Below are 23,080 nucleotides of genomic sequence, written 5' to 3'. Positions count from 1 at the left end.
GTATATGAATTCTCAACAGTGTGTCATTATTGGTATTGCCGGTGCATCGGCATCGGGTAAAAGTTTAATTGCTAATACCATTTTTCAAGAACTTTGCCGTGACTTGGGCACCAACCAAATAGGCGTGATCAACGAAGATGCCTATTACCGTGATCAATCTCATTTGACCATGGAAGAGCGAGTTCAAACCAATTATGACCATCCTAAAGCGCTGGATCATAAATTACTGGCTAGCCACCTTGAGTTACTGAAACAGGGGCAAGCGGTTAATGTTCCGCGTTACAGTTATACCGAGCACACGCGTATGTCTGAAACCGTCGAAATGTCGCCAAAAAAAGTGATTATTCTTGAAGGCATTTTATTACTAACCGATCCTAAACTGCGTGATTTAATGGATGCCAGCGTGTTTATGGATACGCCACTGGACATTTGCTTCTTACGCCGTTTAACCCGTGACGTGGCTGAGCGTGGACGTACGATGGAGTCTGTGATTTCTCAATATAAAAAGACGGTTCGCCCGATGTTTTTACAATTTATTGAGCCGTCTAAACAGTATGCCGATATCATCGTACCACGCGGTGGTAAAAACCGAATTGCGACTGATATTTTAAAAGCGCGAATTCAACATTTGTTAGCAAAGTAACCGTTAACTACCTTAGGGATATTACCAAAGAGGCTACATTAAATGCGTCTAACCGATATCGAAATTGAACAAAGTTTGGATGAGGGTCTAATCGTTATTCACCCTAGACCGTCGGTAGACGCCATTTCTGGTGTAAGTGTTGATGTTCGTCTTGGTAATCAATTTCGTGTTTTTCAAGATCATACCGCACCGTTTATTGATTTAAGCGGCCCGAGTGCAGAAATGCAAGCAGCCCTTGATCGCGTAATGGGCGATAAAATAACCATTGCTGAAGGTGAGGCTTTCTTTCTTCACCCGGGGGAATTGGCGTTAGCCGTTACGTTTGAAACTGTAACTTTACCAGCCAACATTGTTGGTTGGTTGGATGGTCGATCATCATTAGCACGTTTAGGCTTAATGGTACATGTGACCGCACATCGTATTGATCCTGGTTGGCAGGGGAAAATTGTTTTAGAGTTTTTTAACAGCGGTAAACTGCCGCTTGCATTGCGTCCCGGTATGACAATTGGTGCATTAAACTTTGAACGCTTAAGTGGCCCTGTAGCAAGAGCGTATAATCAAAGAAAAAGTGCCAAATACAAAGATCAACAAGATGCTGTTGCCAGCCGCATTAGTCAGGATGACAAATGACACAAGTTTGGGTTAATCAGCAATCTAGCGCGAACGTCAGCCCGTTTGATCGTGGTTTAGCTTATGGCGATGGCGTATTTGCAACAATGCGCACTTACCCTAAATCAGCCCCACAATCTGGGATTATGTTTTTAGATTTACATTTAGCAAGATTGGCGCAAGGGTGTGAGAGATTACATATTAATTGGACAGTTTCTGAGACATTACTTGCTCATTTGTCTGAGTTAGCAGAAAAGAACCCTAATTGCTGTATTAAGTTATTACTCACACGAGGTGTTGGCGGACGAGGTTACCAGGCACCCGTGCATGCCAATGTCACAGAAATAACTTCAGTCCATGAGATCCCCGCACACTATCAAACCTGGCAACACCAGGGTGTCGCATTGGCCACTTCAAGTATTACATTGGCACAACAGCCTTTATTGGCTGGTATGAAACATTTAAATCGTTTAGAGCAGGTGTTGATAAAAACACAGCCGCTCCCCGAAGGCTTTGATGACTGGTTAGTTTACGATACCCAAGCTAATGTTATTGAGGCTTCAATGGCCAATATTTTTATTGTGAGAGCACAACAGGTGTTCACTCCTGCAATAAATCAGGCGGGAGTCAGTGGGGTTATGCGTCAGGCCGTGATTGAAGCTCTGTTAGACATAGGTGTCGATGTTCGCATTCAGTCTTTAAGCCAAGCTGATGTTGCTGATGCCGATTCAATCATGATCAGTAATAGTTTGTTTGGCATTATTGATGTTATAAAAGTCGATAAAACCAGCTATCAACCTTGGCTTAATACAATTGCAGTTGCACAAAAGTTGCAAACGACATTAAGCTAAAGCGCTTTAAAATAATAAACAATAATAATCATCCACCTAAATAGATGTCTATGAATACAATAATAACGCGACTATTAGCCAGTTTGATCCCACTTTTTACCATCATTTGTTTGGCGGGATATTGGTATGCAAAAGATATTTTAGAATACAAACAACAGCCTTTAACTATTACTGAGGCAATACAAATTACTGTAGTGCCAGGAACTTCATTACTTAAGCTAACACAAGAATTAGAGCAACAGGGCATAGTGACCGACAGTTGGAAAGCCCGGTTTCTAGTCAAACTTGAACCTCAATTTGGCCAAATTAAAACCGGTTTGTACCAAATGACGCCAGGTGACAAGCTAGTTGATTTTTTGAACCGAGTCAGACTTGGGCAAGAAGTGGCGTTCTCAGTGACCTTAATTGAAGGTAAAACCATAAAAGAGTGGCTACCTGTACTACAAAACCTTGAACATATGCCATTTGAAGACGATGTATTTAATCGTGTTCTGGCTGCAAATGGTGATACTTCAGGGTTACCTGAAGGTAAGTTTTTCCCTGAAACCTACCATTATCGCGTTGATGATGATTTGTTTTCTATGTTGCAACGCAGTTATCAAATGATGCAAACGCATTTATCTCAAGCATGGGAACAACGCGATCCTGATTTAAAATTAAACTCGCCATATGAGTTATTAATTATTGCCTCGATTATTGAAAAAGAGACAGCACAAGACTCAGAACGAAATTGGGTTAGTGCTGTGTTTAATAATCGATTGAAAAAAGGCATGCGCTTACAAACTGATCCAACCATTATTTATGGAATGGGTGACAGATATAAAGGCAATATCACTAAAAAAGACATTTTAGAAAAAACGCCTTTTAACACCTATAGAATCGACGGATTGCCACCTACGCCTATTGCTGCGCCAAGCAAAGCGTCTTTGTATGCAGCGGCTAACCCGGCGAAAGTAAACTATTTATACTTTGTGTCAAAAAATGATGGTAGTCATATTTTTTCATCGACTTATAAAGAACATAACCGCGCAGTCAATGAATATCAGAGAAACCGAAAATGAGCCAAACAGGACAGTTTATCGTTATTGAAGGATTAGAGGGGGCGGGTAAATCCAGTGCTGTCGAGTTAGTCCACAATATCATTACCGCAGAAGTAGGCCATGAGCCTGTTTGCACACGAGAACCGGGTGGCACACCATTAGCTGAAAAAATCAGAGATTTGGTTAAAATCGCTGAACCCAATGATCCCTTATGTGATGAAGCTGAATGCTTGCTATTTTATGCTGCACGTACCCAATTAATTACCAATGTGATTAAACCCGCATTGGCGAAAGGCCAATGGGTACTTGGCGATCGCCATAATTTATCATCGCTTGCGTATCAAGGTGGTGGTAGGGGATTAATGCCGTTAGTCAAAGCCATTAGCGATGCAAGCTTACATGGTTTCAAACCTGACTTAACTTTGTACCTAGATATAGAACCTAGTCTAGGCTTGCAGCGTGCATCGCAACGTGGCGCATTGGACAGAATAGAGAAGCAGCATATCGCGTTTTTTGAACGTGCACGTGAAACATTTCTGCAGTTTGCCGCACAAGATAGTTCGATCATTGTGATTGATGCGAGTCAAACGATGGAAAAAGTACATCAAGATATTCGTGCAGAATTAACCAAAAGACTCTTATTAGTGTCTAAATAAGTGTGACGCATTATGTTGAAACACTGGGAATAGAATGACCGACTTCACTCAGGCCAATTATAGACTGACACAATTACCATGGCTATTGACCCCATTTGAGCGGTTTGCTCGACTGTGTTATCGCAATGAACATAGCCATGCACAGTTAATTCCTGTCGACGTGGCGTTAGGTGGTATTCAACTGGCTGGCGAAATGGCACAAATGGCATTGTGTATGGATAGAACCCCCGTCGGTGCCTGTGGTAAATGTAAGGCATGTTTATTGTTCAAAGCGGGTAATCATCCTGATTTACATTGGATCCGCAGTGATGGCAGTCAAATCAAGGTCGATCAAATCCGTGAGCTTTGCCAGTCTTTAATCCATACCGCACAGCAGTCTGGTGCTCGGGTTGCGGTTATTGAACACAGCGAGCGAATGAACATCGCCGCTGCAAACGCATTACTAAAAACGTTAGAAGAACCAGGTAATAATACATTACTGCTATTGCAAACCGATACACCGGCAAATCTGTTACCCACAATCACCAGCCGATGCCAAAAAATTGCTTTCATCACGCCAACTCGAAATGACATTATTAGCTGGCTGGCACAGCAAGATTTATTGCCTCAAGCTGATGCGCAGGGTAATCGCCATGACGTCACTTGGTGTTTAGGTGTTGTAGGAGGGCCAATAAAATTGGCCGAGAGTTTGACCTCAAAACACTACCAACAGTTACTTGATTATCGTCAGGATTGGTCGGCCAGTTTACAGTCGGGACACCTGCAAAACAGTTTATTAAAATTATCAGAACAACAAATTATTGATGCCTTAAAGGTTTTATATTTGTACTTAAGGCAATATGTGTTAAAAAGTAATAAGTTAAATCCACTTATTCAAGCTAGGGTAATTGGATTAGCAGGTGACGTGATGCACATGAGCCATAAATTAACTACAATGGCTAATGTAAACACTCAAGCATTGTGCCAAAATTATGTTTTACAATTCAGGCACGTGCTCGCACTTACTTAACGATTATACTCCTTGAGTCTAGTTCGCTTCAAAATCACTTAACAACTTAACATAAGAGAAGTAAAAGATATTATGGTCGACTTGGTGGTTAACTACGATACATTGCATCAGCTATATCGTGCCTATATGCCGTTTATAAAACCGGCTGGGTTATTTGTTGCAACCACAGAAAGTCATTTTTTAGGCCAAGAACTCACCATTGCCTACCGTTTACCCAATACAAGCCAAGTAAATGAATTTAAAGGTTCGGTTGTGTGGATAAACCCCATAGGTGCTTCAGGTGGGCGTCCAGCAGGTATTGGTATTAAAATTAAAACCGATCCTGAAAGCCATAAACATCATATCGAAAAGTTATTAGCACAAGAATTATCATCAGGTGATTTGACCTGCACCATGTAGCTCGGTATGCTCTGCCTCCCATTTGTTTAAATCATCTTTTTTACTATGCTAATTGACTCACATTGCCACCTTGACCGTTTAAAAGCGGCCCCTGATCATGTTTCTATGCAAACGATAATGAATAATGCCAAGGCTCAAGGAGTCGATTATTTGCTATGTGTCAATGTGCGTCAGCAAGGTTTTGAGCAAATGCGTGAAAAAGTTGCGCAGTTTGATAATGTATTTTTATCATCTGGTGTTCACCCATTAGATGTTAAAGAAGGTTTAGATGTTGCACAAATCAGACGCTTCGCAACCGATCCTAAAGTTGTCGCCATTGGTGAAACAGGTTTAGATTACTTTTATGCCGATGAAACCAAGCAATTACAGCAGCAATGCTTTGAGCAACAGATTGCTTTAGCCGTTGAAGTGAACAAACCCTTAATTGTCCATACCCGTGATGCTAGAGAAGACACCATTGCCATGTTAAAAAATGGCCAAGCCGATAAAGTGGCTGGTGTGCTACATTGCTTTACTGAAACATGGGAGATGGCAAAAGCGGCAATTGATCTTGGTTTTTACATCTCTGTGTCTGGCATAGTTACCTTTAAAAATGCAGGTGATTTACGCAGTGTTATTCGTAAAGTCCCTAAAGACAGATTGTTAGTTGAAACCGATTCGCCCTATCTTGCGCCAGTTCCCCATAGGGGACAAGAAAACCAACCGGCTTACGTTAAAGATGTTGCCGAGTTTGTGGCTGAGCTGCGCGGCGAAAAATATCAGGATTTGGCTGATTACACATCAGAAAACTTCTTCACCTTGTTTAAAGATGCTGCCAAATTAGTGGGCAGATAATGACCAATAAAAATGCTTAATTGAACTGTTATCAATATCAACAGATCAAGATATTCAATGCATATCAATCAGCTGTTTTTGCACATTTAATAGTATTAAATTTTAGACAAAAAAAAGACTCAAAACGATCCAGTTGTTTTGAGCCTAGGGGAATGGCTCTTACAGAGCCGTGCGCTAGAGTGGAGGGACATTGTGTATAAATTATAGACAGTGTTTTTGAGCTTTGCCTAAAAAATAAGTTTTATTTGCGTACTTCTTTTGGGTTAACGACGATTTGTCCGATAAACTCGCTATTTATTAGATGGTTAAGCTCGATTCGAATGAAAAATTAATTTGCCAGTATCGCTTATAATAATTGAGTAAAGAAAAGCCTGAATTGCTTCAGGCTTTTTTATTGGGTCACTTTTTCAGAAAATAGTGACATTTAAGGCGATAAATTAAATGCTGGCTATTCAATGAAGGCAACATTATCCCTGACTAATTCCCGTGGAAGATTGTTTTTTAGTCGATGGCCCAAATGCTTTACCACACCTAAAACGCTTTGATGATAGCTAACCAACATTTCGCCCTGGGGATGTTGCGATAACCATTGCTGATTTTCAATACTAAAACTTGTTGTTTCAATGTCACGGCCCATCAAAAATTGTTGTGCTTGCTGGGCTGATAGTTCAATACAATGAGGGTTAGTTGCAGTCGTTCCAACTAAAGCCTGTATCGCTTCATGTTTGACTTTAAAACCTTTTTTCATCGCATCCGCCAGTTTTACACCTATACGTTGAAAGCGCATTTTTCCTATAAGTGTATTGAAACTATCCGGAAATAACCAAAACTCATCATCGCGTTGCATGACAAAACTGTCGGTAGGCAAGCTAATAGCAAAGCTGGCATTTAAATATTGTGTTAGTGCCTGTATTTGTTTTTCTGACGCGGGTATAAAAGGGAAGTTTTTTTGCATTTTAGGCTGCTTTTTAATCCGCTCAACGGTTGCCGTTTTTTTGATTTTAGCGACAAAGAAACCTTCACTATCATATATTTGTGGCCAAACGTGTAAAAAACCTTCAGGGGTACAAGCTGCTTGTGCATTAGGGAATAAATCGTTCAATGGCATAAATTCTACCGCATCTGGGTAGGTTTGCTGCAAGTGATAACAAATTTGCTGATTTTCTAATTGGCTTAATGTACAGGTTGAATACACTAAGGTTCCACCGGTTTTTAATGCTAGAAAAGCAGATTCAATTAAATCTTTTTGAGTATCAGCGATAGCTGTTACGTCACTAATATCCCAGTTTTTTAAGGCATTAGGGTCTTTTCTTACAGTACCTTCGCCGCCGCAAGGTGCATCCAATAAAATAGCATCAAAGGTATCATACAAATACTCGCCAAATACGCGACCATCAAAGTGAGTAAGGGCTACATTACTTGCGCCCATTCGCAACACATTAGCATGCAACACTTTCACTCTGCTTGCTGAATATTCATTGGCAACTAATAGGCCTTGATTTTGCATCAAAGCAGCTATTTGGGTCGTTTTTGAACCTGGGGCAGAAGCCACATCTAAAATCATGTCTGGATGCGATATGCCATCGAATAATGCAGTAGGCGGTAACATTGAACTGGCTTCTTGAATGTAAAATAGTCCCTGAATATGTTCAATGAGATTACCAGGTTGCAATTCTTCATCATGGTTTATCCAAAATCCATCATTACACCAGGGAATAGGCTCAAATTGCCAGCCTTTAGGTTCCATTAACTGGATAAAGTTAGCACTGCTGATTTTTAAGGTATTAACTCGAATAGATTTACGCAATGGCTTATCGCAAATAGCGATAAACTCATCTAGGCAAAGATGTTCTGGTAATTCATTAGCGATGTGTTTGATAAAATTTGGATTTAATTGAACCATAATGCAGACATTGTTCACTCTCGTGGCATAATTAACAGGATCATATCACGGAATGTGACCGCTTGGGTGCATTGGGAAGACAAACCCATAACCATTTTAAAAAGGAAAGGGTGTGCTGAATCGAGTTTGGTTAGGTTTTTTTATCACTGCGGCGATTGCCATATTATTGCAGCTGATTTCAGGTAATGTAACGGTCTTAAACGATTCTGTTAGTGCACTATTTGCCAGCGCAAAGTTGGCGGCTGAAATCTCGCTTGGTTTGATCGGCGTTTTAGCGTTATGGATGGGCTTAATGCAAGTGGGTGAGAAAGCCGGCGTTGTGGGATTATTTGCCAAACTTTTCGAACCCTTGTTATCCAAATTAATGCCGGAAGTACCACGTGGTCATGCAGCTTATGGCAGTATTAGTATGAATTTAACCGCCAATATGCTTGGATTAGACAATGCTGCGACTCCTCTTGGGTTAAAAGCGATGCAAGACCTGCAAAGCTTGAACCTTAACAAAACTGTGGCGACCAATGCCCAAATTTTGTTTTTGGTACTCAATACTTCTTCTGTGACATTGGTTCCTGTTACGGTGTTTTTATACCGTGCTCAGCAGGGCGCGGCATCACCAGCTGAAATATTCCTCCCCATCTTGCTGGCAACTTGCGCATCGACATTTGTTGGCTTAACTGTGGTGGCGATTGTGCAACGTATCTCATTATTCAATAGCGTCATTCTTGGATACGGCGCGCTGTTGCTGTCATTATTAATGGCTTCGATGTTTTATTTACTCAGCTTAAGCGCCGAGGCGATTGGCCAGGTGTCTAGCGTGTTAGGTAATGGCATTTTATTACTGCTGGTTCTCAGTTTTGTGATTGTGGCGGGCATAAAAAAAGTGGCCATTTATGATGAGTTTATTGAAGGCGCCAAAGGCGGCTTTGATCAGGCAATTAAGCTTATTCCTTATCTGTTAGCAATGCTGTTAGCCATTGGATTACTCAGGGCATCTGGTGCACTCGATTATGTGTTGCAAGGATTGGCAGGCTTAGTGTCTTGGATGGGTTATGACACACGCTTTATCGATGCGATGCCCACCGCCATTATGAAGCCTTTCAGTGGTTCGGGCGCTAGAGCTATGATGTTAGAAACCATGGATCATCACGGTGTTGACTCATTTGCAGGGCGATTGGCGGCAATATTTCAAGGCAGCACAGAAACGACCTTTTATGTTTTAGCGGTTTATTTTGGCTCTGTGGGTATTCGAAATGGACGCCATGCGCTAAGTTGTGGCTTAGCGGCAGACTTAGGCGGCATCATTGCGGCCATTACGGTGTGTTACTGGTTTTATGGTTAGGCTGAACTTTGCTTTATAGTCTTGTAAAGCTTTGCCAGCTAGTATGCTCGGCTGACTCAAACACACGGCTGACTCAAATAAGAGTCGTACCTTATCCGCATGCAGAGTGCGAATAAGGTGACAGGTTAAGTGGCTGATTATTGCTGCTGATAAAAGTGATGCAATAATGTATTGATTTGTTCAGGTTGTTCAACCATGGCTAAATGCCCTGCATCAGCAAGATGATGTAAGCTTGCGCCATCAATATCATCACTCATTAGGTAACTTTCTAATACGGTTCTCAGTTGATTTTCCACGCCGATGATAACCAGAGTCGGTAAAGTTAATTGCTCTACCAACTCCATGGTGTCACGTTTATAAATAGCCATATGGGCAAAACGGCTTAATACTGGGATCTGCTGGCTATCGATATTGCTTAACTGTTGGCTTAATTGATTTACAAGATTGATATCCTGTTGTCCCTTAGCGAACATCAAGGTGCTGATCGTGTTGGCGAGTTCTTTTGTGATAGTTTTTGTTTGGTTCATTACGTCTAACCACTGCTGATACTTGACGCAATTGACTTCTGGTTCAAAGCCAATAAATGCATTAAGCATGACCAGTGATTTTACTTTTGATGGTTGTTGTAACACCATTTCTGCAGCGATTGCTGCGCCACAACCGTGACCAACAATATGATATTGGGCAATTTCTAAATCAGCTAATAGCTGCGTTATATGTGTAGCCACATCAATTAAGTTTCTTGTTTTTGCTGGAATGGTTTTATTGTCTCCATGGCCCCACAAGTCAATCGCAATACAGCGGTAGTGCTCACTTAGATACTGCACTTGGGCTTGCCAAATGTGCTTATCAGCAAATAAACCATGCAACAACACAATCACATCACCTTGACCATTGTCGGTGTAATGCAATGGTTGTTGGTCGATTAAACCTTGTTTTGAATTGGATAACATAATAAAACTCAATAATGAATGAAAATGGCTTTGATGATTGTTCGCTGCCAGTAAAAATATAACCCAAAAATAATCAGGGTGGTGGATGTCAGCAGCCTAATTTATTGAACTTGTTTATCGCTACCTATCAGTTTTATGCATAGTTAAAAAATGCAGTACTTGATGAACTGATCCAATATAGTTATTGGTTAACATGGTGGATGAGCAACAAATTTAACGTAATGGCTAACCAGTTTGTCAAGTTGAGTTAATGTAGGCTGCTTTAGCTCAAATTCGGCATTATCCAGTACTTTTGCTAAGTCTTGTCCGCAAAATAGGCTAGTGTAACCGCTAGCGATAGGAAAGTAACTTAAATGCCATTCCTCAGTGCTGACGCCACTTTTTCCGTGTTGAAAAGGAAAGTAAAAACCAAATTGCTGTGCGTTTTGCTGTAACCACAGATATAAGCTGTGGCAAGGGCCACCAGCTTGATATTCTTTGGCGACTAATTGCAAATTATCATGGTTGATATTATTGGCGTCATACACATCGATATCTGTGCCCCAATGATGTCGAGATGTACCAGGAAGTGCAGACCAAAGTAAAATTGAGTCGATAATTTGTTGTGATGACAAAGACATGAAGTCAATTGGTTGATGCTGTAAATCAAGCAATTGACGTTTGCCTGTTGCTTTGGCATTCCAAATAGATAATTGTTTATCAAAACTGCGATATGCTGAGCAGATGGCAAGTTGAATGCCATCTTTTTGTGCCGCAGTTCGCATAGCCGCAAATGCCGTCGCGGTATCGCTTTGTAATAGTAAAGATTCAAACTCAACTAATGCAGATGCATCCAAGCCATATAGATTTGGATGCATAATTGTTGAGTTTGTCGCCTCGCTAATTGTACCTAGTCGCACAATAGTTTTTCCAATATACGCTCATAACAAAGGGTGAGTAACTCAAGATCCGCAGTACTGACACATTCATTGATTTTGTGAATAGTCGCATTAACAGGACCTAGTTCAATAACCTGCGCACCAGTAGGGGCAATAAAACGCCCATCAGATGTGCCACCTGAGGTTTGTGGATCGGTATCATAGCCAGTGATTTCACGAATACTTTGCTTAGTGGCTTCAAGTAATGGTCCATCGCCGGTTAGAAATGGTAGACCATTGAATACCCAATTAATGTCGTAATCTAATCCGTGCGCGTCTAATAAACTCAGTACTCGCTGGATCAATTCTTCAGCAGTCACTTCGGTTGAGTATCTAAAGTTAAACATGACCTGGAGGTCACCAGGGATCACATTGGATGCCCCCGTTCCACCGTTGATATTCGCTATTTGAAAACTGGTCGGAGGGAAAAACTCATTGCCGTTATCCCAGTGCATTTGTGCCAGTTCTGCTAATGCCGGTGAAGCTTTATGAATGGGGTTGTCTGCTAGGTGAGGGTAGGCAACGTGCCCTTGAATACCTTTCACCGTTAGGTTGCCTGTTAAGCTACCTCTGCGACCATTTTTCACCACATCACCCAGTTTGTGGGTTGATGAGGGTTCGCCAACTAACGCCCAGGTAATTTTTTCATTACGGGCTTCAAGGGTTTCAATCACTTTGGGCGTGCCATTAATGAATGGGCCTTCTTCATCACTTGTGATCAAATAGGCAATTGAGCCTTTATGATCAGGATGCTTGGCGACAAAGCGCTCAGTGGCAATGATCATAGCCGCCAAAGATCCTTTCATATCAGCAGCACCACGGCCATGCAAATAGCCATCAATAATGGTCGGGTCAAAAGGTGGTGTATGCCAACGACTTAAATCGCCTGTAGGCACAACGTCAGTATGGCCTGCAAAGCAAAAAACAGGAGCTTCAGTACCGCGACGAGCCCACAAATTAGTGGTATCGTGAAACACCATAGATTCGATATTAAATCCAATTTTACTCAGGTGTTCGGCCATTAATGGCTGGCAACCTTCATCGAGTGGCGTTACCGAGGCGCGAGAAAGTAAATTTTTGGCTAAATCAATAACACTACTCATTATTTGAACCACGCTTGATAGTCAGCATCTTTGAAACCAACCATTACCTTGGATTGGCTTTCTAGTACGGGACGTTTGATTAGGGTTGGGTGTTCCAGCATTAAAGCGATGGCTTTTTGTTCGGTCAAATCGGTTTTTTGAGCTTCATCAAGGCCTCTAAAACTGGTACTACGCTTGTTAAATACCGTTTCCCAACCTAGGATTTGACACCATTGAGCAACACTTTCCTGAGTCAGAGGTTGTTCACGAAAGTCATGAAATTGGTGGTCAATGTTATGTGCTTCTAACCATTTACGCGCTTTACGAACTGTATCGCAATTTTTAATACCATATAACTTCAATCTGAATACTCCCTTAATGATTTACTGCGCTTTGGGGTGTGATGCAACATTGTGGCATTGTGAATAAGCTTGAACAAGATAAAGGCGCGTGTTTGAAGATATTTCACCCATTATTGATGACAAAAATGAAAAAAGCAGATATTCAATATCTGCTTTGTGTCACTCACATCTCGTGAGTTCTGTGAGGTAATTTAAGGGCTATCTTTTCTATGACAGCTGAACGGTAAAAATAATGTCTTTACCTGCGGTAACATGACCTTGCGGGGACTTATCTAACCCTTTAATGTCTTCCATATTAGCAAGTACCACAGGGGTTAATAGGCTTTCCACTTGTCCCTGTAAGAAGGCTAAATCAAAAGACAAAATTGGCTCACCGGCTTTAACTTGTTGCCCTTCTTCGGCAAGCCGTTTAAAACCATTACCACGAAGCTCTACAGTGCCGACGCCAAAGTGAACAAAAAGTTCTAACCCCTGTGGCGACTCAATGCTAAAAGCATGATTGGTCTCAAAAATCTTTCCTATGGTGCCGTCAATGGGTGCCAGAATAAATTCACCTTCGGGATTGATGGCAATACCATCACCCACGATTTTTTCAGCAAATACCACATCGGGTACTTTTTCGATTGGCACAATTTGTCCTGAAACCGGCGCATAAATAGCGATACCACCAGTGAGTTCTGGTTGGCCTGAAATTAGTCGTCGAATACGGCTTAAAAATCCCATTAGAGCAAGCCTCTTGTTATTGTTGTTTTGATTATAGTTGTCTATTGGCAACTTATAACACATTCTAAGCTCAACTAAATACTCTGATTATACTCTGATTAATCTTAAAACGACCGTATCAGTGTGTATTAGCATAGTTGGCGGGGGTTTTATTTACCGAATAAGTGTTTACTGCTTACGTTAAACGATTTTATGGCTTCGTCAATCGCTGCGTTGGTAATAAGTTGCTTAACCGATTGAGCATGCTGATAAAAAGCACTGAAGTTACCCTCGACAATACGCGCTTTAACCGCAAGTAAACTGGCGGGATTAATGCTAAGTTCATTCAATCCCAACCCCATCAATAATGGTAAGACGTTTGCATTGCTTGCGAGTTCCCCACATAAACAGACTTTAACCTTTGCCTGATGGCATTTTTCAATCGTCATGGCAATTAATCTGAGTACCGCTGGTGATAATGGCGGATATAAGTTAGCTAATTTGAGGTTAGTGCGATCAGCTGCAAGAGTATATTGCGTTAAATCATTACTGCCAATACTGACAAAATCTAAATAGGGCAACATACTTTCTAATGATAAAACCGCTGCAGGCGTTTCAACCACAATGCCATATTTAACACTGCCAAATTTTTTGCCTTGCTCAACCAGTTGTTGTTTTGCCTGCTCTATTAGCTCAAATGCCTGAAGCAACTCTTCAATTTGACTTACCATAGGGAACATTAATCGAATGTCACCATGGCAGGCTGCCCGCAAAATTGCTTTAGTTTGCACAATAAACATTTTAGGGTTGAGCAGACTGTAACGAATACCTCTTACCCCGAGTGCGGGGTTTTCTTCAGTATGCTGTTGTAAGCAAGGAATGTCTTTATCCGCGCCAACATCAAATGTTCTAATGGAAAACGTTTGTCCATTTAATGCTTGTAACGCATCTGAGTAAAGTTTGTATTGCTGGTCTTCATCAGGCAATGCCTGGGCATTCATGAGTAAAAATTCTGTTCTGAATAAGCCAATGCCTTCAGCTCCAACCAACATTAGTGAACTAATATCACTCAAATTTCCAACATTGGCACGTAAAGTTAAGGCATGACCATCAAGGGTGTGGCTCGGTTTATCTTTGTATACCAGTAACGCTTGCTGCTGCTTTAGATGCTCTACGTGCTTATGTTCAAGCGATGTTTGCATGTCCACATCAGGTTGGATGTAAAGCACACCTTCAATGGCGTCGAGGATCAACACTGCACCATCTTCAATATGACTGTCTTGGCTGGACCAAGGACAATTGAGTAACGCAGGAATACCGGCTGAGCGGGCTAATATAGCGGTGTGACTGGTTAAGCCTCCTGACTCTAATACTATGCCTTTAATAAACTTAAGCGGCAGCATGGCAAAGTCGGCGGGGGTGAGGTCATCTGCCAGTAAAATGGTATTTTCAGTGAGTGTTGATAAATCGTGCTGACTTTTTCCCTGCAAAGTGGTAATCAAACGCTTGGCGAGTAACAAAATATCTTGGCTACGATTAGCAAGATAGGGATCGTCAATATCAGCAATGGCCAATGCTTGCTCGTTAAAAATACGTTCTACAGCTACAGCTGCACTGACGCGATATTGTTCAATATGCTGCTGTATGTCAGTAACAAGTGTTTCATCTTCAAGCTGCAATATATCGGCATCAATTAATTGAAACGTATCGCAAGAGGAACAAACCCGTTGTTGACAGTCTTGAAGGTAGCTAATGAGATTAAGAATAGCTTTTTTTAAGGCGTCTTTTTCAGAATCGATATTGGCAATAGGCAGTAAACGCAGATCAAGTGGTTGAGGGTGGGTACTAATATTGAGTGCTTGTCCAAATGCAACACCTGTTGATACCACAATGCCATTTACCTGCATGATAACCTCTTAGCTTAAGGTAATGAGAAGTTCTGAAACCCTTTCAACGGCTTGTTGAGCCTGCTCACCTTGGGCTATTACCGTTACCTCAACACCCTGATATAACCCAAGGGTTTGTAGTTTAAATAAACTTTTAGCACTCGCTTGTTTACCATTACATTCAACTATCACATCACAATCAAAGCTTTTTGCCTCTTTAACCAGTAAAGCGGCTGGTCGAGTGTGAATACCATGTGGCGCGGTAATAGTAACGGTTTTTTGATACATATTGATGAGGCTCTTTTAAAGGACTAAGACTAAAACCGAATTACTATACCTTAATGTACCAAGCCATCAAAGCAAGCAATTCGACTGAGTTTTTTGTTGGCTAAATCTTAAATTGTTTTAACGTATTGTCCATTTTTTGGCTGATGTTTTGTAACGCATTTGCTTCATGTTCATTGACTTCATTGGCTTTGACCACTTGGGCGGTGAGATCTGAAATCGCATTGATGTTGATATTAACCTCTTCGGTTACCATTGCTTGTTGCTCGGTGGCGCTAGCTAATTGGTTGGTCATATCATTAATATTGCCGACCAGCGATAAGATAATAGCCATCGCCTCGCTAGATTGGCGAGCCTTTGACTGCAAGTCATCAGACTGTTGTAACGTTTCGCTATTGCTTTGCTTTAATAAAGCGATGCCTTGATGAATTTTTGCAACGATTTGATTGATCTCATTGGTTGAATCTTGAGTCCTATTGGCCAGAGCCCTGACTTCATCGGCTACAACCGCAAATCCACGGCCATGGCTGCCAGCTCTTGCCGCTTCAATTGCAGCATTTAGTGCAAGGAGGTTAGTTTGATCTGCGATGCCTTTAATAACGTCTAAAATTGAGCTAATTTCATTAGAAGATTGCGACAAGGTCTCACTGACCTCTACGTTATGACGTAATTCGTTGCCTAGTGCTTCACTTTGGCTAACCGTTAATTGCATCAATTGCTGCCCATGTTGAGCTTGGGTTGTTACTGCGCTGGCACTTTCTGCCGTTTGCTGGGTATTACGCGCCATATCTTGAGTGGTCATCAGCATTTCATGAATGGCAGCGGCCACACTTTGGGTTTCTTGATTGACGTTTTGGCTACTGTGTTGAGAGGTGCTTACCGATGTTAATAATTCTCTGGCATTAATATTTAATTGCTGACCAATTGGGTTTAGCTCGCCAACCACATTGGCAATTTTAATCACAAACAAATTGAAGGCTTTAGCTAATTCAGAGACTTCATCTTTGCCATTTTCATTTAGGCGGCGGCGTAAATCACCTTCACCTGCGGCAATATCCTGCATGGTCGCAATAACAGTATTGATGGGGGTCGTGATTGAACTATTCAGTAATAAGAAAAAGATGAAAATCGGCACCGATATCATCAGCATAATAATCAAATAATTGATGGTGATGCGTGTAAGGTTAGTGTTTATATCATCGGTGTTTGCGTTTGAAACAACGAAATATCCTCGTTGACGATCATATTGTGCGGTCAGTAAGCGGGTATGCGGGCGGCCGTTAATATTGAATTCAATTGTGGCATTGGCATGGGATTGATTTTTAGCTTGATCAAGTAAATGGCTGACACTAAATTTACCTCTGGTATCGGTTAATTTGGCAATATGGGTCGTAAAAAGTGGATCTGATGTTTGCGACAGTAATTGTTGTTGACTATCAAATAGATAAATGGGATTTTGACTGTGTTGATTGATACCGTCGAGTAGCTCAATAAGATGATTATCATCATATTGACTTGCTGTTAACTCATTTGCTGTTGCAATGAAAAGGGCAATATTGCTTTCTAATTGATGGTGTTTTTCATGGATCAAATTGTCATATTGTTCTTTGACAGAAAAACTGCCAAAACACACAGTGCCGATAGCTGCTAAAATAAGCATAATGAACAAACGTTTTAATATAGTTAACTGCCGTAATGATGCGATCATTTCTGCCCTCAAGTGGTCAAATCAAGATGAGGCTAGGATATAAGAGTAAGCAGAGTTTGTAGTGTTTATTGTCATAAATTTGTGAAGTTAGAACAAAATTTTCTAAAACGTTGTCCCACGGCTAAGCTATTAAAATTAACTTTAAATCAATAGGTTAATCGTTAATCACTTTTTTTAGCTGACTTATTGAGCTAAAGAGTTGTTTTAATTTTGATTTTTTATCATTTTACCCGCAAGATTAGAACAATTATAAAAATAAGGTGTCCCCCATGAATGCATATCAAACCGTTAACAATGACGATATTTTGTTAAAACTCTGCCATTCAGTTTCCCATGTACTTTCCAGTACCAGTGCAAGCCATGTTACCCACGCTGGTATGGTGCAGTCTATTTCACGTACCCGGTTAAAACCTGACTTAGGCTGTTTTTCTATTTTTGATGGTGGCTTTTCAGGCCTAGTTGTGATCAACTTTTCGGCAGATGCCGCAATTGAGATATACCGCCGTTATATGATTAATATGGGCATGCCAGAAACTGAATTGGCTTTTTCGCACACTTCAGATGATGTTGCCAACGTAATGGGCGAGTTGATGAATCAAATTTTAGGTGATTTCATCGGCAAAATTTCGAAAGAACTGCAAACCTCTATTAGTCAAAGTCAACCTAAAATGTTAACCATAAACAAAGAGTTAACTATTTCTGTTGATACTAATCTTGATAACGCAGTCGCGCGTCGTGTGTCATTTCGCACTGAAAACAATCATATTTTCTACCTCGAATTTGCAATGGATAAAACTGAATTCATGCGTTCTGAAGATTTTGAAATGGATGAAGAGTTTGATCCAGATTCATTATTTGAAAGCCATCGTCAAAGTGAATCTAAGCCACCGAAATCATCTAAACCCACCCCCAAGCAAGATACTAACGTAAAAGGGGTTGCCATTGCCGAAGCCGATAATTTACTTGATGAGTTAGGTCTTTAATATCGAACAGTTATGTGTAACTTGAATCAGGCAAGGCGATAAACATGGCATCTAAAGCTACATCCATTGATATTGCTTATCGCGCAGGCGTTTCCCAATCTACGGTTTCACGCGCGTTAAGAAACAGCCCATTAGTCAATTTAGAAACTCGGCAACGCATTCAAGCAATTGCCAAAGAAATGAATTACAAAGTGGATAAGAACGCCAGTAATTTACGGACTCAAAATAGTCACACTCTGGCGCTGTTAATTTGTGAAGATCCCACCAATGATGACTCAATGATTAACCCTTTCTTTTTATCTATGTTGGGGTCAATCACGCGAGCAACCGCGCAACAAGGTTATGATTTATTAGTGTCATTTCAACAGCTTTCAAGCGATTGGCATGCTGATTATGAAGACAGCAATAAAGCGGATGGTATTATTTTATTAGGCTATGGCGACTATATGGATTACGCCCATAAGCTTGAAAAACTACTCGCACAAAATACCCACTTTGTTATTTGGGGTGCCGAACATAATAATAAATTAGTGTTATCTATTGGTTGTGATAATCATCAAGGTGGGGTGATTGCCACTGAGCATATGCTGGCCCAAGGCAGAAAACATATCGCATTTTTAGGGGATTCATCCAGTCATAGTCCTGAATTTAGAGATCGCTATCTTGGTCATTGTGAAGCCTTGAAAGCCCAGCAAATAAAACCGAACAAGCAGTTACAATTTGATGCGATAAGCACTGAAAGTTCGGGATTTGATGCTGCTAATGCACTATTAGATAAAGGGATAGCGTTTGATGCCATCTTTGCTGCCAGTGATTTAATTGCCATTGGTGCATTACGGGCATTGAAGAAGCGTGGAGTAAACGTGCCATCTGATGTTGCAATTATTGGCTATGATGATATTCCAGTGGCCAGTTTTGCTAATCCCTCTTTGACTACCATTAAGCAAAATACACAACTAGCAGGCGAAATACTGGTTGAAAGTTTATTAAAACTGATCCGAGGCCAAGACGTTTCTCCTATGTTGATCCCAACTAATCTTGTTGTGCGGCATTCATGTGGGGCAACCTCAGATTAATTTTGAGGTAAGGGTATTCAGCTAACTCAGTAACACACTGTTATCCAGTGTGTTCAAGTTGCAATCATCATTAAAGGACTGAGAGATTCAATGCTAATACGACCATTTAGACACTTGATTAAACCAATAATCCTCCCTATTTGCCTTATGAGCAGCCTAGTAAGTTTGTCTGGTTTAGCACAAGATTTAGAACCCCGCAGTTATTCGAATATCCCAATTGATATGCACTTTGTGGTAGCCGGTTATGGCCGTTCTCAGGGCGGTTTATCGCCAGCGCCTGAAGTGCCACTCAAAGACTCTGATGTGGAAATCAATGCCGGGGTTTTAGGCTATGCCGCAACGTTTGATTTAGGCGGCAGTTCGTCAAAATTCGACATGGTGGCAAGTCGGGTTTGTATTAGTGGTTCGGCAATATTTCAGGGTGAATATGTTGAGGGTGAACGTTGTGGTTATAGCGACCCGACATTCAGATTAACCTGGAATTTTTATGGTGCACCGTCTTTAACTCGTCAAGAATTTGCCCAATACAAAGAAGGCTTTGTTATGGGGGCGAGTTTGCAAGTGACCGCGCCAATTGGTGATTATGATGCCAGTAAGTTAGTGAATATTGGTGCTAATCAATGGGTATTTAGACCCGGGTTTGGTGTGTCATATAAAGTAGGCGATTGGTATTACAGCGCAAATACTACGGTACGCATCTATCAAGATAACGATGAGTTTTATAACGGGATTTATTTAGAGAAAGCACCTCAATATTCACTTCAAGGCCATCTTATTTACAGTTTGGCTAAAGGTCAGTGGGTATCTTTAAGTGCAAATTACTTTATCGGTGGTGAAACCCGTAAAAATGGTGTGGATGCCAACGATGAACAGGACAATTCGCGTTTTGGTCTAACTTATTCATTAGCGTTAAATCAACAACATAGCCTTAAGTTTTATGCCAATACTGGTGTAATTACGCGCATTGGCAACGATTTCGACTCATTTGGTTTACTTTGGCAATATGCGTTATAACGCGCTTAAAAAGGAATAACGAGATTATGGCTGGTGCAAGTTTATTAACATTACTTGATGATATTGCAACGATTTTAGACGATGTTGCGGCTATGAGTAAAGTTGCCGCACGTAAAACGGCAGGGGTGTTGGGTGATGATTTAGCATTAAATGCCCAGCAAGTTTCCGGTGTGGCTTCTGAGCGGGAGTTACCCGTGGTATGGGCTGTTGCGAAAGGATCTTTTCGTAATAAGCTGATATTGGTGCCCGCGGCATTATTGATCAGCGCTTTTATTCCCTGGGCCATTACGCCGCTGTTAATGTTTGGTGGCTTATTCCTGTGTTACGAGGGCTTCGAAAAATTACACCATTCCTACACTCACAGAAATCAACAACATCAGCAAGATGATCAAGCCGCGGCGCTAAAACTCGCTCAAGATGTGAAAGATTTACAGCTTTATGAACAAGAAAAGATCAAGGGGGCTATTCGAACCGACTTTGTGCTTTCTGCTGAAATTATCGCTATTAGTCTAGGCGTTGTTGCCGAGTCTGATTTAATGAGCCAATTTTTAACCTTGTCAGTTATTGCAATAGTGATGACCGTTGGCGTTTATGGTTTAGTGGCGGGAATCGTAAAGATAGATGACCTCGGTTTTTATCTGAATAAGCGTCAGGGTGAGGGCGTATTGACCCGCTTTGGACGATATATCGGTTTGAAGCTGATTCTAGCAGCCCCATACCTGATGAAAACATTAACCGTGGTCGGTACGATAGCCATGTTCATGGTAGGTGGCGGTATTCTTACCCACGGGTTACATGCCGTGGGCGAGTCATTTGAGCACGCAGCAACATGGGTGTCGCAACTTGACTATATTGGTGCAGTATTAGGCGCAATGACACCCAGTGTATTAAATGCGTTGTTTGGGGTTGCAGCAGGGGCGATAGCATTGGCCTTGATGGCAGCGGTGCAAAAATTACGGTCATAGCTAGGTTCACATTAATGTGTAGCACTTTTATGCTTAGTTGAGCGGTGTTAGTGGTGTTAGTGGTGTTTGGTTTAATGTCTAGCTGCGCAGGAATTGGTTATGTCTGTTTGAGCTTTTACCTTTATGGTAATCAATTGTCTGCTGCATAGATGTTCAGGATTAACGTTATTGCCCACTGTGACTTAATCAACAAAAATCAAAGTAAAATATTGAATTAAATATATAAACTAGGTTAAATTATAAAAAATTAAGGACAGAGTTGGGTTATCTCGAACATAATCATCGAGCACGCCATTTAGGGAAGAAGAAGCCATTCAATAACTTGAACCGCTCGACTCCCTTTTTAATGTTTACTCAACCCCACTAATTTCTATGTTTGATAAATTCGCCCGCTTTCATTTATACCTGTACATTTATACAGTTGTAATGATTTTCGGCAAATTGACGAAATATAAGGTCAAAAATCATTCATAAGTAGTAGATGTTATTGAAGTGATGGTTTTATAAGATGTTAATTTTTTTAATGTTTTTTCAGCAAGCAAGTCGAAAAATAATATTGAAAAACATTTTGCACGCTTTGTTTTGCGTTTTTTGAAATAAAAAGTGCTTTACATCAATAAGATAGCAAATTTAGGATGTTATTAATCAATAACTTGAATGGCCGACATTGAATGATGCGCCGTTCAATAAGCTGTTAGCAGTACAGGGAGTTCGATGAAAACTAATGAAGCTCGTCCACTTTTTAGGGTTCTTTCTTTCATTATTGCTTTACTAATGTGGTTCGTTTTCGGTTCTAGTTTATTATCCGTACTTGAAAATGGCTCAGGGAAATATCAAAACTGGGAACTCGTCTTAGGCATGTTTATTGGGGCTGTTTCATTTTCTTATGTAGCTATCATTGGTTATATGCCTAAAATTCTTTTAATGTTTTTTTCTCGTGGTTCCGTAGCAGACGACAAGGATTTAAAATAATAAATGTTTGGTGGTAATGTACTGCTAATCGGGTAGCCGGAGGTATCTAGCCTCCAGCCCCCACACCACCCTGCATGCGGCTCCGCACAGGGCGGTTCATTTAGAACCCCTAACTAAATTCTCTGGTTAGGGTAATGAACTGCGATCCATCCGTCTCTTAGTGAATATAATCCTGCTTTCTTCAGATACTCATTACTCAGCGCCTGCTGTATACCCGGTGTTTTCGAGCTCCGCCATGGGCCTTTACTTGTGATCCCACAAGCAACGGCAGCTTGGATCCTGACGCCACGTTTAAGTAAGTTTTGTACCTTAGTCCGCGGTTTTCGCCACTGACGCCAGTAGCACATACGTACACGACGTCGGATCCAGTGGTCTAAATCGACACATCCTTGATAAGCGTTAGCGATGCCAAAGTAGTTGATCCAGCCTAGCATGTATTGACGCACTTTAAACAGCTGATATTCCATACTAACGCCCCAATTTCGGTTCGTCAGCCGTCTCATCTTTTGTTTGAAAATGTGCAATGTTTTAGCATGCCACTGGATCTTCCCGCGGTTAAATGTGAAACCTAGGAACTTGCTTTGACCTACCTTAACCACTTGGCTTTTCTGTTCATTAACAACCAGTTTTAGCTTAGTGGCCAGATATTGAGTAATGCTCTTGAGTACCCGCTCTCCTGCTCGAATAGACTTTACCAAAATGATGAAGTCGTCCGCGTAGCGGGCGAATTTATGCCCTCGGCTTTCCAGCTCTTTATCCAGACTATCCAACATAATGTTAGAGAGTAATGGCGAGAGTGGGCCGCCTTGAGGCACGCCTTCGAAACTTGCTTCAAATTGGTCGTTGACCATCACACCAGCTCGAAGGTATTTACCAATAAGCGCCAACAGAC

24 protein-coding genes are annotated in these 23,080 nt (G+C 41.2%); 14 read left to right on the top strand and 10 right to left on the bottom strand.

The window, feature by feature from the left end; all coding sequences use genetic code 11:
• Window positions 1-4 precede the first annotated feature (4 nt).
• The 8 genes from udk to NE535_RS06255 all read left to right on the top strand — a co-directional run bounded on the left by udk (window position 5) and on the right by NE535_RS06255 (window position 6,041).
• Complete coding sequence (gene udk, locus NE535_RS06290) at window positions 5-643, top strand: uridine kinase (RefSeq protein WP_261297815.1); 639 nt, start codon at window positions 5-7, stop codon at window positions 641-643.
• A gap of 42 nt (window positions 644-685) precedes the next feature.
• Complete coding sequence (gene dcd, locus NE535_RS06285) at window positions 686-1,273, top strand: dCTP deaminase (RefSeq protein WP_261297814.1); 588 nt, start codon at window positions 686-688, stop codon at window positions 1,271-1,273.
• On the top strand, window positions 1,270-2,103 hold the full coding sequence (gene pabC, locus NE535_RS06280; protein ID WP_261297813.1) for an aminodeoxychorismate lyase: 834 nt from the start codon (window positions 1,270-1,272) through the stop codon (window positions 2,101-2,103). The genes dcd and pabC overlap by 4 nt, the downstream gene beginning before the upstream one ends.
• A gap of 50 nt (window positions 2,104-2,153) precedes the next feature.
• Entirely contained in the window at window positions 2,154-3,164 is a 1,011-nt protein-coding gene (gene mltG / locus NE535_RS06275; RefSeq protein ID WP_261297812.1) for an endolytic transglycosylase MltG, read from the top strand.
• Window positions 3,161-3,799: a dTMP kinase gene (gene tmk, locus NE535_RS06270; protein ID WP_261297811.1), complete on the top strand. Its 639-nt coding sequence runs from the start codon at window positions 3,161-3,163 to the stop codon at window positions 3,797-3,799. Before mltG ends, tmk begins: the two co-directional genes overlap by 4 nt.
• Window positions 3,800-3,833: 34 nt before the next feature.
• Entirely contained in the window at window positions 3,834-4,808 is a 975-nt protein-coding gene (gene holB, locus NE535_RS06265; RefSeq protein ID WP_261297810.1) for a DNA polymerase III subunit delta', read from the top strand.
• Window positions 4,809-4,880: 72 nt separating this feature from the next.
• Window positions 4,881-5,207, top strand: coding sequence for a PilZ domain-containing protein (locus tag NE535_RS06260; protein WP_188839587.1), 327 nt, complete (start codon window positions 4,881-4,883; stop codon window positions 5,205-5,207).
• 45 nt (window positions 5,208-5,252) lie between these two features.
• The gene (locus tag NE535_RS06255; RefSeq protein WP_261297809.1) at window positions 5,253-6,041 is read left to right on the top strand and encodes a TatD family hydrolase; all 789 of its coding nucleotides are present in this window, start codon (window positions 5,253-5,255) and stop codon (window positions 6,039-6,041) included.
• A gap of 448 nt (window positions 6,042-6,489) precedes the next feature.
• Here NE535_RS06255 and rsmF read toward each other — a convergent pair whose 3' ends face one another.
• Entirely contained in the window at window positions 6,490-7,944 is a 1,455-nt protein-coding gene (gene rsmF / locus NE535_RS06250) for a 16S rRNA (cytosine(1407)-C(5))-methyltransferase RsmF (RefSeq protein ID WP_261297808.1), read from the bottom strand.
• A 112-nt stretch (window positions 7,945-8,056) separates the two neighbouring features.
• Here rsmF and NE535_RS06245 point away from each other — a divergent pair, with 112 nt between their 5' ends.
• Window positions 8,057-9,283, top strand: coding sequence for a nucleoside recognition domain-containing protein (locus NE535_RS06245; RefSeq protein ID WP_261297807.1), 1,227 nt, complete (start codon window positions 8,057-8,059; stop codon window positions 9,281-9,283).
• Between the two features lie 137 nt (window positions 9,284-9,420).
• On the opposite strand, the gene NE535_RS06240 is transcribed toward NE535_RS06245, so the two are convergent.
• From NE535_RS06240 to NE535_RS06205, 8 genes are all read right to left on the bottom strand, one after another.
• The gene (locus tag NE535_RS06240) at window positions 9,421-10,236 is read right to left on the bottom strand and encodes an alpha/beta fold hydrolase (protein WP_261297806.1); all 816 of its coding nucleotides are present in this window, start codon (window positions 10,234-10,236) and stop codon (window positions 9,421-9,423) included.
• A gap of 188 nt (window positions 10,237-10,424) precedes the next feature.
• The gene (locus NE535_RS06235; RefSeq protein WP_261297805.1) at window positions 10,425-11,135 is read right to left on the bottom strand and encodes a M15 family metallopeptidase; all 711 of its coding nucleotides are present in this window, start codon (window positions 11,133-11,135) and stop codon (window positions 10,425-10,427) included.
• Window positions 11,126-12,256, bottom strand: coding sequence for a succinyl-diaminopimelate desuccinylase (gene dapE / locus NE535_RS06230; RefSeq protein ID WP_261297804.1), 1,131 nt, complete (start codon window positions 12,254-12,256; stop codon window positions 11,126-11,128). Before dapE ends, NE535_RS06235 begins: the two co-directional genes overlap by 10 nt.
• Window positions 12,256-12,597: an ArsC family reductase gene (locus tag NE535_RS06225; protein WP_261297803.1), complete on the bottom strand. Its 342-nt coding sequence runs from the start codon at window positions 12,595-12,597 to the stop codon at window positions 12,256-12,258. The genes dapE and NE535_RS06225 overlap by 1 nt, the downstream gene beginning before the upstream one ends.
• 207 nt (window positions 12,598-12,804) lie before the next feature.
• Window positions 12,805-13,320, bottom strand: a complete 516-nt coding sequence (gene crr, locus NE535_RS06220; RefSeq protein ID WP_188839594.1) for a PTS glucose transporter subunit IIA — start codon at window positions 13,318-13,320, stop codon at window positions 12,805-12,807.
• A gap of 149 nt (window positions 13,321-13,469) precedes the next feature.
• Window positions 13,470-15,206: a phosphoenolpyruvate--protein phosphotransferase gene (gene ptsP, locus NE535_RS06215; protein ID WP_261297802.1), complete on the bottom strand. Its 1,737-nt coding sequence runs from the start codon at window positions 15,204-15,206 to the stop codon at window positions 13,470-13,472.
• Window positions 15,207-15,215: 9 nt separating this feature from the next.
• The gene (locus tag NE535_RS06210) at window positions 15,216-15,473 is read right to left on the bottom strand and encodes an HPr family phosphocarrier protein (RefSeq protein WP_226410078.1); all 258 of its coding nucleotides are present in this window, start codon (window positions 15,471-15,473) and stop codon (window positions 15,216-15,218) included.
• A 100-nt stretch (window positions 15,474-15,573) separates the two neighbouring features.
• Window positions 15,574-17,178: a methyl-accepting chemotaxis protein gene (locus tag NE535_RS06205; RefSeq protein ID WP_261297801.1), complete on the bottom strand. Its 1,605-nt coding sequence runs from the start codon at window positions 17,176-17,178 to the stop codon at window positions 15,574-15,576.
• Window positions 17,179-17,447: 269 nt separating this feature from the next.
• On the opposite strand from NE535_RS06205, the gene NE535_RS06200 reads away from it, so the two are divergent.
• From NE535_RS06200 to NE535_RS06180, 5 genes are all read left to right on the top strand, one after another.
• Window positions 17,448-18,161, top strand: coding sequence for a DUF3334 family protein (locus NE535_RS06200; protein ID WP_261297800.1), 714 nt, complete (start codon window positions 17,448-17,450; stop codon window positions 18,159-18,161).
• 44 nt (window positions 18,162-18,205) lie between these two features.
• Window positions 18,206-19,237: a LacI family DNA-binding transcriptional regulator gene (locus NE535_RS06195; RefSeq protein WP_261297799.1), complete on the top strand. Its 1,032-nt coding sequence runs from the start codon at window positions 18,206-18,208 to the stop codon at window positions 19,235-19,237.
• A 147-nt stretch (window positions 19,238-19,384) separates the two neighbouring features.
• Window positions 19,385-20,251: a transporter gene (locus tag NE535_RS06190; RefSeq protein ID WP_261297798.1), complete on the top strand. Its 867-nt coding sequence runs from the start codon at window positions 19,385-19,387 to the stop codon at window positions 20,249-20,251.
• A gap of 26 nt (window positions 20,252-20,277) precedes the next feature.
• The gene (locus NE535_RS06185; RefSeq protein WP_261297797.1) at window positions 20,278-21,216 is read left to right on the top strand and encodes a DUF808 domain-containing protein; all 939 of its coding nucleotides are present in this window, start codon (window positions 20,278-20,280) and stop codon (window positions 21,214-21,216) included.
• Window positions 21,217-21,930: 714 nt separating this feature from the next.
• Window positions 21,931-22,188: a hypothetical protein gene (locus NE535_RS06180; RefSeq protein ID WP_261297796.1), complete on the top strand. Its 258-nt coding sequence runs from the start codon at window positions 21,931-21,933 to the stop codon at window positions 22,186-22,188.
• 113 nt (window positions 22,189-22,301) lie between these two features.
• Here NE535_RS06180 and NE535_RS06175 read toward each other — a convergent pair.
• A partial coding sequence (locus NE535_RS06175) for a reverse transcriptase domain-containing protein (protein WP_261297795.1) occupies window positions 22,302-23,080 on the bottom strand: 779 nt, incomplete at its 5' end.

This window comes from Shewanella holmiensis (assembly GCF_025370255.1).
In the GTDB taxonomy this organism is placed as follows: Bacteria; Pseudomonadota; Gammaproteobacteria; order Enterobacterales; family Shewanellaceae; genus Shewanella; species Shewanella holmiensis.
Note: the sequence above shows the minus strand (reverse complement) of the source record. Positions and strands in the feature narration are given on the sequence as shown.

Coding starts and splice junctions, on each gene's coding strand:
- dcd (WP_261297814.1), top strand. CDS start 686: ATGCGTCTAACCGATATCGAAATTGAACAAAGTTTGGATGAGGGTCTA.
- holB (WP_261297810.1), top strand. CDS start 3,834: ATGACCGACTTCACTCAGGCCAATTATAGACTGACACAATTACCATGG.
- NE535_RS06240 (WP_261297806.1), bottom strand. CDS start 10,236: ATGTTATCCAATTCAAAACAAGGTTTAATCGACCAACAACCATTGCAT.
- NE535_RS06210 (WP_226410078.1), bottom strand. CDS start 15,473: ATGTATCAAAAAACCGTTACTATTACCGCGCCACATGGTATTCACACT.
- pabC (WP_261297813.1), top strand. CDS start 1,270: ATGACACAAGTTTGGGTTAATCAGCAATCTAGCGCGAACGTCAGCCCG.
- NE535_RS06255 (WP_261297809.1), top strand. CDS start 5,253: ATGCTAATTGACTCACATTGCCACCTTGACCGTTTAAAAGCGGCCCCT.
- NE535_RS06260 (WP_188839587.1), top strand. CDS start 4,881: ATGGTCGACTTGGTGGTTAACTACGATACATTGCATCAGCTATATCGT.
- NE535_RS06185 (WP_261297797.1), top strand. CDS start 20,278: ATGGCTGGTGCAAGTTTATTAACATTACTTGATGATATTGCAACGATT.
- NE535_RS06205 (WP_261297801.1), bottom strand. CDS start 17,178: ATGATCGCATCATTACGGCAGTTAACTATATTAAAACGTTTGTTCATT.
- NE535_RS06195 (WP_261297799.1), top strand. CDS start 18,206: ATGGCATCTAAAGCTACATCCATTGATATTGCTTATCGCGCAGGCGTT.
- mltG (WP_261297812.1), top strand. CDS start 2,154: ATGAATACAATAATAACGCGACTATTAGCCAGTTTGATCCCACTTTTT.
- NE535_RS06180 (WP_261297796.1), top strand. CDS start 21,931: ATGAAAACTAATGAAGCTCGTCCACTTTTTAGGGTTCTTTCTTTCATT.
- crr (WP_188839594.1), bottom strand. CDS start 13,320: ATGGGATTTTTAAGCCGTATTCGACGACTAATTTCAGGCCAACCAGAA.
- ptsP (WP_261297802.1), bottom strand. CDS start 15,206: ATGCAGGTAAATGGCATTGTGGTATCAACAGGTGTTGCATTTGGACAA.
- udk (WP_261297815.1), top strand. CDS start 5: ATGAATTCTCAACAGTGTGTCATTATTGGTATTGCCGGTGCATCGGCA.
- NE535_RS06200 (WP_261297800.1), top strand. CDS start 17,448: ATGAATGCATATCAAACCGTTAACAATGACGATATTTTGTTAAAACTC.
- tmk (WP_261297811.1), top strand. CDS start 3,161: ATGAGCCAAACAGGACAGTTTATCGTTATTGAAGGATTAGAGGGGGCG.
- rsmF (WP_261297808.1), bottom strand. CDS start 7,944: ATGGTTCAATTAAATCCAAATTTTATCAAACACATCGCTAATGAATTA.
- NE535_RS06190 (WP_261297798.1), top strand. CDS start 19,385: ATGAGCAGCCTAGTAAGTTTGTCTGGTTTAGCACAAGATTTAGAACCC.
- dapE (WP_261297804.1), bottom strand. CDS start 12,256: ATGAGTAGTGTTATTGATTTAGCCAAAAATTTACTTTCTCGCGCCTCG.